At 71.9% G+C, this 11,899-nt stretch carries 10 protein-coding genes; 6 read left to right on the forward strand and 4 right to left on the reverse strand.

The features are described 5' to 3' along the window. The first annotated feature begins 195 nt into the window (after nucleotides 1–195). A complete protein-coding gene (locus CCN51_RS04350) occupies nucleotides 196–576 on the forward strand; it encodes a DUF5955 family protein (RefSeq protein ID WP_405382025.1) in 381 nt (126 codons plus the stop codon). A gap of 93 nt (nucleotides 577–669) precedes the next feature. Here the strand turns inward: CCN51_RS04350 and CCN51_RS04355 are convergent, their stop codons facing one another. Then, nucleotides 670–1,455 carry an IclR family transcriptional regulator gene (locus CCN51_RS04355; protein ID WP_014175536.1) on the reverse strand — a complete coding sequence of 262 codons (786 nt, stop codon included), beginning with the start codon at nucleotides 1,453–1,455 and terminating at the stop codon, nucleotides 670–672. 353 nt (nucleotides 1,456–1,808) lie between these two features. On the opposite strand from CCN51_RS04355, the gene allB reads away from it, so the two are divergent. Together allB and alc are read left to right on the forward strand one after the other, a co-directional pair. Beyond that, entirely contained in the window at nucleotides 1,809–3,122 is a 1,314-nt protein-coding gene (gene allB, locus CCN51_RS04360; protein ID WP_238545623.1) for an allantoinase AllB, read from the forward strand. Further along, on the forward strand, nucleotides 3,119–4,273 hold the full coding sequence (alc, locus tag CCN51_RS04365; RefSeq protein WP_086859277.1) for an allantoicase: 1,155 nt from the start codon (nucleotides 3,119–3,121) through the stop codon (nucleotides 4,271–4,273). Before allB ends, alc begins: the two co-directional genes overlap by 4 nt. Here alc and CCN51_RS04370 read toward each other — a convergent pair. Continuing rightward, nucleotides 4,264–7,440: an NACHT domain-containing protein gene (locus CCN51_RS04370; protein WP_014175533.1), complete on the reverse strand. Its 3,177-nt coding sequence runs from the start codon at nucleotides 7,438–7,440 to the stop codon at nucleotides 4,264–4,266. The genes alc and CCN51_RS04370 overlap by 10 nt on opposite strands. 156 nt (nucleotides 7,441–7,596) lie before the next feature. Here CCN51_RS04370 and CCN51_RS04375 point away from each other — a divergent pair, with 156 nt between their 5' ends. Both CCN51_RS04375 and CCN51_RS04380 read left to right on the forward strand, forming a co-directional pair. Beyond that, on the forward strand, nucleotides 7,597–8,775 hold the full coding sequence (locus tag CCN51_RS04375; protein ID WP_014175532.1) for an NAD(P)/FAD-dependent oxidoreductase: 1,179 nt from the start codon (nucleotides 7,597–7,599) through the stop codon (nucleotides 8,773–8,775). Next, nucleotides 8,772–9,728, forward strand: a complete 957-nt coding sequence (locus CCN51_RS04380; RefSeq protein ID WP_014175531.1) for an RNA polymerase sigma-70 factor — start codon at nucleotides 8,772–8,774, stop codon at nucleotides 9,726–9,728. The genes CCN51_RS04375 and CCN51_RS04380 overlap by 4 nt, the downstream gene beginning before the upstream one ends. Nucleotides 9,729–9,741: 13 nt before the next feature. Here the strand turns inward: CCN51_RS04380 and CCN51_RS04385 are convergent, their stop codons facing one another. Continuing rightward, nucleotides 9,742–10,632, reverse strand: a complete 891-nt coding sequence (locus CCN51_RS04385; protein WP_014175530.1) for an SCO6745 family protein — start codon at nucleotides 10,630–10,632, stop codon at nucleotides 9,742–9,744. Between the two features lie 15 nt (nucleotides 10,633–10,647). Next, the gene (locus CCN51_RS04390; RefSeq protein WP_238545348.1) at nucleotides 10,648–11,580 is read right to left on the reverse strand and encodes a maleylpyruvate isomerase family mycothiol-dependent enzyme; all 933 of its coding nucleotides are present in this window, start codon (nucleotides 11,578–11,580) and stop codon (nucleotides 10,648–10,650) included. A gap of 141 nt (nucleotides 11,581–11,721) precedes the next feature. On the opposite strand from CCN51_RS04390, the gene CCN51_RS04395 reads away from it, so the two are divergent. Next, a partial coding sequence (locus CCN51_RS04395) for an AIM24 family protein (RefSeq protein WP_143675721.1) occupies nucleotides 11,722–11,899 on the forward strand: 178 nt, incomplete at its 3' end.

The raw sequence follows: 11,899 nt of genomic DNA on the forward strand, positions 1-11,899 counted from the left end.
CCGCTCATCCCTTCGTGATCCCCCTTCGTCTCCCCCTATCGCACCCGGTCTGATTTTCGCTCTCCGTATGGCGTGTCGTGCACAGAGTGGCGTTAACTGACACGCGGCCTCTCGCGTCCGATCGACGCGTCCGGGGGTCATGGGGAGAAGGGGGCAGGCTTCGTGCAGAGGGGCGCGAGGGCGAGCAGGGCAGTGATGCCCGACGATCACACGAGACGCCGGGGCACGCCCGGCGCCTGGTCAGTGGAGGGCGCCGCGGTCGTGGAAGACAGGCGAGTGGCCGGCACCGAGGAGGATCCCAGAGCGGCGGAGCTGCGCCGGACCGTCGCCCGGCTGCGGCGCGAACTCGCCGCCCACCCGGCCGACTTGCCGGACCGGGCCATAGCGGACGACGAACTTGCCGCGCTGGACGCCATGGCCTGTGAGGGAGTGCCTGAGGTGCCCCGGCTGCGCCGCGCCCTGCTGCTCATCGCGGGCGCGCTCGGCTCGGTGAGCGCACTGGCGCCGGCGTTGAGGGGGGTGCGTGCGGCGATCGACCTGTTCGGCGATGTGCCGCAGGCAGGGGGGAGGGGCTGAGGGGCAGGGGCTGAGACGGGAGACGCCGCCGGTGCGGCTCGATACGGCACCGGCGGCGCGCCCGGCACCGCCGGCGCGCCCGTACCGCCGCCGTCAGGCGGAGCCCGTGCTGGCGAGCGCGGTGGACAGCTCGGCCGCGACCTCCTTGAGGATCGGCACGATCTCCCGTGTGGCCTCGTCCGTCACCCGCCCGGCCGGGCCCGAGATCGAGATGGCGGCCGCCGTGGGCGAGTCGGGCACGGCCACCGCGAGGCAGCGCACGCCCATCTCCTGCTCGTTGTCGTCCACCGCGTAGCCCAGCTCGCGCACCTGCTGCAGCGCCTCCAGGAAGGCGTCCGGCGTGGTGATCGTCTTCTGGGTGGCGGCCGGCATACCGGTCCGGGCCAGCAGTGCGCGCACCTCGTCGGCGGGCGTGTCCGCGAGCAGCGCCTTGCCGACCCCGGTCGTATGCGGCAGCACCCGCCGCCCGACCTCGGTGAACATCCGCATCGAGTGGCGTGAGGGCACCTGCGCGACGTACACCACCTCGTCGCCGTCCAGCAGTGCCATGTTCGCGGTCTCGCCGGTCGCCTCCACCAGCCGCGCCAGATAGGGCCGGGCCCAGGTGCCCAGCAGCCGGGAGGCGCTTTCGCCGAGCCGGATCAGCCGGGGGCCCAGCGCATAGCGGCGGTTCGGCTGCTGGCGTACGTAGCCGCAGGCGACCAGGGTGCGCATCAGGCGGTGGATGGTGGGCAGCGGGAGCCCGCTGCTGCCGGAGAGCTCGCTCAGCCCGACCTCGCCCCCGGCGTCGGCCATCCGCTCGAGCAGATCGAAGGCGCGCTCGAGGGACTGGACGCCGCCGGAGTTGGCAGCGGCGGTCTTGGGCTCGGCGGACGGCACGTCGACGGTTCCTTTCGCGGCAGGTGAAACCGGCCCCCGTATGGCTGATTCGCCCCGGCCGACCGGCCAACCGGCAGCCTACCCGCCCTCGGCCGACCAGGTTCTGCGCTCCGAAAATCGCCTTCCATTCTATGGACGGTCGTCTTGTGCCGGAGGCGCGGCCGGTGGGGTCTTGACCCGGCGGGCGGCTCGGTGAACACTCCTGGAACAGAAAAGTGTTTCCGCTTCGCGGAAGAATCGTGCTGATCTGAAAAGTCTGCTGAGAAGAGTCTGCTGAGAAACGGAGGGCGCGGGTGTCAGACGCGGATCCGGACCTGGTGTTGCGCTCGACCCGCGTGGTGACCCCGGAGGGGATGCGCGCGGCAACGGTGGCCGTCTCCACGGCCGACGGAACGATCTCGGCCGTCCTGCCGTACGACACGGCCGTCCCGCCCGGGGCCCGCCTCGAGGACTTCGGGGACGACGTCCTGCTCCCCGGCCTCGTCGACACCCACGTCCATGTCAACGACCCGGGCCGCACCGAGTGGGAGGGGTTCGCGTCCGCCACCCGCGCCGCCGCGGCCGGCGGCGTCACCACCCTCGTCGACATGCCGCTCAACAGCGTCCCGCCGACCACCACCGTCCAGGCGCTGGAGATCAAGCGGGCCGTCGCCCGCGCCGCGGCCCATGTCGACATCGCCTTCTGGGGCGGCGCCGTCCCCGGCAACCTACGAGACCTGAGGCCCCTGCACGACGCCGGAGTCCTCGGCTTCAAATGCTTTCTGCTCCACTCAGGCGTGGACGAGTTCCCCCAGCTCGCCCCCGCCGAACTCGACGCGGCGCTCGGCGAGATCGCGGGCTTCGGCGGCCTGCTCATCGTCCACGCCGAGGACCCCCAGCTGATCGACCGGGCCCCCAGCCCCAGCGGCCCGCGCTACGCCGACTTCCTCGCCTCACGCCCGCGCGAGGCCGAGAACCGGGCCATCGCGGGCCTGATCGAACTCGCGCGCAAGCATGCCGCACGCGTGCACATCCTCCATCTGTCGTCCGCCGAAGCGCTCCCCCTGATCGCCGCCGCCCGGAACGAGGGCATCGAGATCACGGTGGAGACCTGCCCGCACTTCCTCACCCTGACCGCCGAGGAAGTCCCCGACGGCGCCACCGAGTTCAAGTGCTGCCCGCCCATCCGCGAGGCCGCCAACCAGGACGCGCTGTGGCAGGGCCTGGCCGACGGCACCATCGACTGCGTCGTCTCCGACCACTCGCCGTGCACCGCCGACCTCAAGGTCGGCGACTTCGGGCAGGCATGGGGCGGCATCTCCTCGCTCCAGCTCGGCCTCCCCGCGGTCTGGACCGAGGCGCGGCTGCGCGGCCGTACGCTCCCGGATCTCGCGCGCTGGATGTCCACCGCCCCCGCCGCACTGGCCGGCCTCGCACACAAGGGCGCCATCGAGCCCGGCTGCGACGCCGACTTCGCGGTCCTCGCACCCGAGGAGACCTTCACCGTCGACCCGGCCGCGCTCCACCACCGCAATCAGGTGACCGCCTACGCCGGGAAGACCCTGCACGGCGTCGTACGGTCCACCTGGCTGCGCGGCCGGAAGATCGCCGACCACGGCACCCCGACCAACCCCACCGAACCCACCACACCCCATGGCCGACTCCTGGAAAGGCAGCACCACACATGACCGCGCCGAACCCCCGCTTCACCGGCGACGCGAGCCCGTACGGCGGCGGCGACCCGTACGCCGACTACCGCACCGCGGACCTCCCCTTCACCCATCTCGCGGACCTGGCCGACCGGCGGCTCGGCGGAAGCGTCATCGCGGCCAACGACGAGTTCTTCGCCGAACGCGAGAACCTGCTGCGGCCCGAGGCCCCGCACTTCGACCCCGAGGACTTCGGCCACAAGGGCAAGGTCATGGACGGCTGGGAGACCCGCCGACGCCGCGGCGCCTCGGCCGAGCACCCGCACCCCGCCGACGACGACCACGACTGGGCCCTGATCCGCCTCGGCGCGCCCGGCGTCATCCACGGCATCGTCGTCGACACCGCCCACTTCCGCGGCAACTACCCGCAGTCGGTCAGCGTCGAGGCGACCTCGGTGGAGGGCTCCCCGTCCCCCGACGAACTGCTCGCCGACGAGGTGGAGTGGACGGAGCTCGTCCCCCGCACCCCGGTGGGCGGCCACGCGGCCAACGGCTTCGCGGTCGCGTTGGCGCGCCGCTTCACCCACCTCAGGCTCAAGCAGCACCCCGACGGCGGGATCGCCCGCCTGCGCGTGTACGGCGAGGTCGCCCCCGACCCAGGCTGGCTCACCGCCCTCGGCACGTTCGACCTGGCCGCCCTGGAGAACGGCGGCGCGGCCGAGGACGCCTCCGACCGCTTCTACTCCCCGCCCGCCAACACCATCCAGCCCGGCCGCTCCCGCAAAATGGACGAGGGCTGGGAGACCCGCCGCCGCCGCGACCAGGGCCACGACTGGGTCCGCTACCGGCTCACCGAACAGGCCCGGATCCGGGCCGTCGAGATCGACACCGGCTGCTACAAGGGCAACGCGCCGGGCTGGGCCGCGCTGTACGTCCTCGACGCCACCTCCGGCGCCGACCCGGCCGACCACACGGCCCCCGGCTGGACCGAACTCCTGCCCCGCACCCGCCTCCAGCCCGACACCATCCACCGCTTCCCGCTCGAGGGGGCCCCACCCGCCACCCACGTCCGCATCGACATCTTCCCGGACGGCGGCGTCGCCCGCCTGCGGCTCCACGGCACGCTCACAGAGGCGGGCGCGAGCCGGCTCGCGGCGCGGTACGCGGAGCTGGGCGGGGCTCACAGGTAGCGGAGCCGTATGCCCGGCCCGAGTTGGTCGGTGCCCGTGACGACCTGACTCCTGCCCACCTCGATGGTGAGGCGGGGGTGTGCCGGGCGGCCCGCCAGTGAGGACAGGTCCAGCGGGCCTGGATACGGGCCGTGGCACAAGCCGAAGAACACCGAGGTGAGTGAGGAGATCGCGTGCAGGGGGCTGAGATCGGCGGGAAGGGCACAGTCGTAGAAGCCCAGGTTCTTCACGCGGAGACCGGCGGCGGGCAGGGCGCGAAGCTGCTCGGTCAGATCGAATCCGGCCAGGCGCAGTTGCCTGAGGCCGACGATCACGGTCGAGTCCATGAGTCCTCGCAGCCTCCCCGTGCCATCCAGCGACAGGTAGTCGAGTTGCGGCAGACGGTCGAGGAATCCCAGATGGGGATCGGCAGGAAGGTTCCCCAGCGCGAGGTGGTCGAGCGATTGTGGCAGCGGAAGCTCGGTCAGCGGGGGCAGAACCGACCAGTAGTTGAGCTGCAGTTGCCGAAGACGGGTGAGTTCGCTCAGCACCTTGACGTTCCTCAAAGGGCTGTTGCCGTTGACTATGAGGCTGGTCAGCTCTGTGCGGTCGGCCAGTGGGCTGAGATCGCCCTCCTCCAGGAGCCGAAAGATCGACAGTCGGGTGAACCGGGGAAGTTCCTTCAACGCGGCGAGTCCGGAAGCGAACGGAAAGTTGATCGCTATCTTCCTTACGGACCGTAGCCGAGTGGCCGCGGCCCACTGGCTGGGATGGGAGAGAGCGAGGGGGACGTCTTCAAGTGGAAGCCGGGACAGCACACGCCAGGCGTACTCATCGGGGTCGAAATACTGCCAGACCTGGGCGACTTCCAGCTGAACGTTGGCGCGCCCGTCCTCGGCGTAACCGCACAGCAAGTCCAGCGCGCCCCCTCCGCCGATAAGTGCCGCGGTGCGCACTGCCGCCCTGGCCGCCGCCTCCGTGAGGCCGTTGAGCGAGCGTGGCAGTCTGCCGAGCACCGGATCCCCCACAGCGGCCAGCGACGTCGCGTCGCTTCGTCGCCGCGGCGGCACCAGCACGCCGAGATTCATGTCCAGCCGTTCGTCCAGCTCGGCCGGCACCGACTCCATCGTCTCCAGACAGGACGCCGCCAACAGCCGTAGCCCACGCGCATGACGGCGCTCCGCCTCCGCGCGGTCGAGGATGCCGGTGATCAGCTCCTCCCGCTGGCCGCGGTTGGCGTGCCCCGCGGCCATGATGATGGTCTCCCGCCAGGTGTCCAGATGGGCCCGCTCGATCAGATTGCCGATGCGGTCCTCCTCCGCCGCTTCCTCAGCGGCCAGGTACTCCTGGAAGCTGCGGTGCAGGAAGTCGATGCGGTCGTCGGCCGGGGCACGCAGCACTCCCGAACGCGTCACCAGGTGCTCGAGGACCTGCCCGCCCTCGACGTCCAGATGGCGCATCGACCTCAGCTTGGCCGTCACGTGGTCGAGCGCCTTCTCCCGGGCGATCTCGCTGCGGTTGTTGTCCGACAGCCGCCAGGCCAGATCGCGCAGCAGACACAGCTTGTCCGTGAGGCTCAGCCGTACGTCCAGGGCGCTGGGCACCCCGCGCTCCGCGTCGCGGCGCTGCACCAGCAGCTCCAGCGCGATCCGGTACAGCTCCATCCGGTTTCGCGGCAGTCGGCTGCGCCGCCCCAGGTGGAGCGCGCACAGCAGGGCGGCCAGCAGCGGGTTCGCGGCGAGCGCGAGCAGATGGGGGCGGTCCTGGAGGCTTGCCACGAGCGCCCGTTCGTAGTGCGGCAGCTCTTCCGGTGCGCACGGCGCCTCGCCGGAGTGCAGCTGTACGGCCAGGTGCCACTGCTGGACGAAGGCGCGCAGGTCGGCGGGCGTCATCCGTTCAAGACCGACCGGGGCGAAGCCCTCCGACCGCAGCCAGTCGCCGCTCGCGGCCGTCGGCCGGGCCGTGACCACGGCGCGGGTGTCCGGGTAGGCGCTGAGCAGCAGCCGGAGCCAGTCGCGGACCTTGCGCCGTTCGCTCGCGACGAGTTCGTCAAGACCGTCGACCAGGAGCAGAACCCGGCCCGCCTGGAACTGGCGGTCGACCCACGCGGCGGGCATATGGCCGGTCAGCGGCCCGGCGGTGACGTCCAGCAGCTGTTCGAGGCGCGGAAGCTCGCGGGTCGCGTAGTGGCGGAGCTTGACGAGGACGGGGACCAGGCCGTTCCAGTCGGCGAGATCGCCACCGAAAGAGCCTCGCGCCGCGGTGACGGCCAGCCAGCTGAGCAGCGTTGTCTTGCCGGAGCCCGCTTCTCCGCGCAACAGCACACGCGGCGACTGTTTCAGCGCCGCCTCGATCCGTACGCTCGCTGACGACTCCTGTTCGGCCGTGTCCCACGCGCCGATGCCCGTCCGTAACCGGTCGGCGGACCCATGGCCGGTCCGCCGGGCCGCCCGCCCCTCGTCCGTGCTGACCCGCAGGCTGATATAGGCGACGGACAGCTTGGTGCGGGGAGCCTGACCCGCCGTGAAGCTGAACAGCTCCACCTCGTCCATGGTGCGGCTGATGAACTCCAGATACTCGCTGCGGAAGGCCGCGTCCTGATCCGCGCCCTGCGGCGCGTACAGCGACCTGACGGGCAGCCGCTCCAGCACCCGGCTCAGCTCGGTGCCGAGCTCGCCGACCCGCCCCAGCAGTTCGGTGACGCCGCGTTCGGTGAAGACCGGGAGGCGGCGCAGGGTCTGTACGTAGCAGTCGCAGCACTCGGCCAGCAGCAGCTCGTAGAAGCGCGTCTCCACCTCGCCAAGACCGGTCGGCGGGGGAGCGGCGGTACGGACGCGACGGGCGAGCTCGGCGGGGTTGGCGTCGGACCCGAGGATCGCGGCGTCGGACAGGTCCGCGTGGACGAAGGCCGCCGTCACGGCGTCGAGCGCCGCCTGCCGTCCGCCCTCGTCCAGGCCGCGGAACTCATGCCCGCAGATAGGCTCCAGCCGCGCCGCGACCGCGTCCGCGATCTGCTCGAACTGCCGCTCCACGCCACGCTGGGCCCGCAGCCCGGGTATCCGCCGCCGGATCAGCGCGGACATGTCCATCCGGCTCTCCTGCTCGCGCGTACGCGGGTCGAGCCACATCCGGACGGCGCGCGTCGCCAGTGTCCGCCCCAGATTGATCGCCGCGACCTCAGCGCTCACGCCACTCCGCCCCTTCGAGGTGATCGTCAAGTACCAGGATTCCCACGTACCAGGCTTCCCCCGAAGGGTGGCGCGCGTCACATCGACCTCATGTCACGTTCGGCCGGGCTGCTTGCATCCCGTGGTCGTCATCAGCAAATGAGGGAGGACGGAACGATGAGCGCACACCGCGTGGTGGTTCTGGGGGCGGGGTACGCGGGCATGGCCGCCGCGATTCAGCTCGGGGCTCGGGTCAAGGGGCGCGAGGACGTGCAGGTGACGGTGGTGAATGCGCAGGAGCGGTTCACCGAGCGGCTGCGGCTGCACATGACGGCGACCGGGCAGCCGCTCGCCGAGTTGAGTGTCCCGGAGTTGCTGGAGGGTACGGGGGCCCGGTTCGTGCGGGGCTGGGTGACGGGGGTGGACGCCGACGCGAAGACGGTGCGGATCGACGACGACCAGGTGCTGCACTACGACACGCTGGTGTACGGGTTGGGCAGCGTGGCGGACACCGTGGCGGTGCCGGGGGTCGAGGACTACGCGTACACGCTGAACAGCGCGCAGGACGCCGAGGTGTTGGCCGACCGGCTGGCGCGGCTCGGTGGTGGGACGGTGGTGGTCGGGGGCAGCGGGCTGACCGGGGTCGAGTCGGCTGCGGAGATCGCCGAGCGGTACCCGGAGTTGAACGTCGTGCTGCTGGGCCGGGGGGAACCCGGCGCGGCCATGAACCCGAAGGCCAAGGCGTATCTGCAGGCCGCGCTTCAGCGCCTGGGCGTCGAGGTGCGCAGCGGGGTCGAGGTGGCGAAGGTGCTGCCCCATGCGATGGAGCTGGCGGGCGGGGAGAGCGTAGCCGCCGATGTGGTGCTGTGGACGAGCGGTACGCGGGTGTCGCCGCTGGCGGCGGCCGCCGGGCTGACCGTCGATGAGTACGGGCGGATCGTCGCCGACACCGCGCTGCGGTCGGTGTCGCATCCGGAGGTGTACGCCGTGGGTGACGCGGCGGCGATCCGGCAGGGCTACGGCGTGATGCACGGCACTTGCCAAGGGGGCATGCCGACCGGTGTGCACGCGGCGGTGTCGATCGTCCGTGAGCTGAAGGGCAAGCAGCCCAAGCCGTTCCGCTTCGGCTACTACCACACGCCGGTGAGCTTGGGCCGTAATGACGCTGTTGTGCAGTTCACGCACCCTGACGACAGCCCCCGGCGGATATTTCTGACCGGTCGCTTCGCGGCCAGGTATAAGGAGACGGTGACTGCTTCGCCCTGGCCGACGTACGACCGTATGAAGAAGATGCCCGCTTCGGGCGCGTTCTGGCCGCACGGTGGCCGCTTCACCCGGGTCCGGGGGACGCGGTGAGCCACCCCTCCCCGGAGCCGTCCCCGGACCCGTCGCTCGGTCCCTTCGTGGGCCCCGACCAGCAGGTGTTCAATGAACACCGCAAGCTGCTGTTCTCGGTGGCCTACCGCATCCTCGGCGTCGCGGCGGATGCCGAGGACGCGGTCCAGGACGCCTGGATCAAGTGGTCGGCCGCCGACCGCTCGCAGGTGGCCGACCCCAAGGCGTATCTGACGCGGATCGTGTCGAATGTCGCGCTGGCGCGGCTGCGTTCCACCCAGCACAAGCGTGAGACGTATGTGGGGCCGTGGCTTCCGGAGCCCATCCTCACCATCGGCGACACCGCCGAGACCGTCGCGGACGCCGAGTCGGTGTCGATGGCCGTGCTGGTGGTGCTGGAGACGCTGAGCCCGCTGGAGCGCGCGGTGTTCGTGCTGAAGGAGGTCTTCGACTTCAGCCATGCCGAGATTGCGGAGGCGGTGGAGCGCTCCGAACCCGCGGTGCGGCAGGCCGCACATCGCGCTCGTGAGCATGTACGGGCCAGGCGGCCGCGCTTCACCGCGGACCGGGGGCGGCAGCGCGAGGTCACCGAGCGGTTCCTCGCGGCGGCGACCGGTGGTGACGTCAACGCCCTGATGGAGTTGCTGTCTCCGGACGTCACCCTGTGGACCGATGGCGGCGGCAAGGTCCGCCAGGCGCTGCGTCCGGTCGTGGGCGCCGCTACGGTGGCCGCCTGGTTCGCGGCTATCGGCTCGGTCACCTACCAGGGCATCTCGCCCGCCGATATGAAGGTCGAACTCGTCGAGGTCAACGGCGGGCCGGGCGTGGTGTTCAGCGGGCCGGGCCGCGTGATCGCCACCGTCACCTTCGATTTCGACTCCGACGGCCGCGTCACAGCCATCCACAACGTGGCCAACCCCGACAAGCTCCGGGCCGTGGCCACCGGCACCGCCCATGACGTCGGGACCCACTGAGCCATGTACGAGGTCACTCCGTCGGCTCGGGGACCCCGATCGGGTTGGGGAAGCGGAGGGCGGAGCCGCAGGCGACCGCGAGCGGGGTCAGCAGCCTGACCAGGTCCGCCGCCCCGTCGGGGCCGAGCGTCTGCCAGGGGCGCTCGGCCGCCCGGTCCGTCGCCGCCTCCACCGTACGGAGTGTCTCGCGCCCGGCGTCCGTCGCGGAGCCGTCCGGGGCGAGCAGACCGCGGTCGAGCAGGCGGTGTTCGGCGGCCTGCCACTGCTCGTCGGTCCAGCCGCGCTTGGGCTGGAGTTCGGCGCGGGGGAGGTCCACGGCGGCGCGGAGCGTGAGCGTTTCGCAGCCGTCGAGGCCGGCGGCGACGAGGGCCGCGACATGGCCGTCGCCACGGTGTTCGCGGAGCACGGTGGTGGCGTGCCAGAGGCGTTCGAGGGGGGCGTCGGGGAAGTCGAGCGAGCCGTTCGCTGCGGCCAGTACGCGCCCGGCGCCGTCCAGGTCCGCGGCGCGCGGGGCCAGGGCCTCGGCGGCCCGCTCCGCCTCGCGTTCGTGCCCGGCGAGCAGCCGGGCCAGCGAGGCCGTGGCGCCGGCGCGGCGCAGCTCCAGGGCGCGCTCGGGGGTGACCAGGGTCCAGATGGCGGGGAGGGCGCGGGCCACCATGGGCGGGGCGAAGCTGAAGAACGCGGCCACGACGGGCTCCGGCCCGACCGGGCCGAGGGGCGCGGCGCGGCCCGCGAAGTAGCCGCGCCAGAAGCCGCGGAGGCCCGCGTCCTCGTACGCGGCCAGGGCCTCCGGCGCGAAGTATGTGACCGCGTGGATCGGCTCGAACAGGGCCCACATCGTGCGAGCCGTCGCCGCCGGGCTGGATTCCACGGTGGTGCTCCCTTCGGGGTCGGGGTGGGGCATCACAGGCCGTGCAGGTCAGATCTCCGGCTCCGGCCCGGGCTCCGGCCCGGGCTCCGGTGCCGGTTCCGGTGCCGGTTCCGGCTCGCGGACGATCGCGAGGATCGTCAGCGCGGTCCGTGCCAGCTCCTCGTCCCCGCGCACCGTGGCCCGGCGCCGCGCCTCCCGCGGGGTGATCCCGCGCGTGGCCAGCCGCCACAGCGTGTCCGCGGCGAGTTCGACCTCCACGGTCGCCGGGGTGGTGGGGGTGCGGAGTGCCCAGTGGTCGCCCTCGCGTACCGCCGTCCACGCCCCGCCTGCCGGGCCGGGCACCAGGACCCGTACCACCGCCCCGGCGTGGGCCGGGTGGGGGCGCAGGGTGTGCGGGAGGGCGCGCAGAAACGTGTCGAGCACCGGGTGTAGCAGGTCGGGGCCGGTGGCGCCCGGCCGGTTCACGGCGTCGCGGATCTGCTGCTGATGGACCCAGAACTCGGTGTACTCGCGGGCGGTGTCCAGCCAGTTCGGGGCGGGCGCGCCGGGGGCCGCCCAGGACACGTCGAGGCCGGCGGGCGCGGCGGGGTCCAGGCCCGCCCAGAAGTCGTCGAGCTGCGGGCCGAGCGTGGCCAGCAGCTCGGTCAGCACGCGCGGGCTGAGCTGCCGGGATGCGCGGACGAAGTCCTCGTTGGTCCGCGTGATGAACCGCGGCAGCGTCTCGCCGGGGCCGAACGGCGGCCCGGGGTGTCCGTCGCGGCCGCCGGACAACCGACGGAGGTGATCGTGGAGGAGGTGGGCCACCACGTCGTGCACATCCCACCCGGGGCAGACGGTGGGGCGCCGCCAGTCGGCCGGGTCCAGGGCGGTCAGCAGATCGAGCAGGGCGCGGCGGTCGCGGGGGAAGAGGGAGCGTACGTCCAGAGGCGGCCCCAGTCGTGCCCAGTCCATGCCGGTGTCTGCGCCTGTGCCTGCGTCCATGATCGGGATTATTGTGCCGTCGGCCTGTGACCGCTATCGCGTTTTTCCGGTGGAACCCAGGGCCTCGGGTCGAACGTTGACCAGGCGGTTCCCATGTCAGTTTGCGATATATCCGCCATGTCCGTACCAAGGAGTCCTGCTGTGACCCTGCGCCAAGAGATCGTCGGCAACGCCATGCAGATGGCGCTCTGCAGCCTCCAGCCCGGCCAGACCGTCTACTGCGAGGCCGGAAAGTTCCTGTTCAAGACGGCAAACGTGACGATGGAGACCCGGCTGTCCGGGCCCGGGTCGGGCGGCGGGCAAGCCGCCGGGGGCAACG

The sequence above is a fragment of the Streptomyces milbemycinicus genome, assembly GCF_002154605.1.
In the GTDB taxonomy this organism is placed as follows: Bacteria; Actinomycetota; Actinomycetes; order Streptomycetales; family Streptomycetaceae; genus Streptomyces; species Streptomyces milbemycinicus.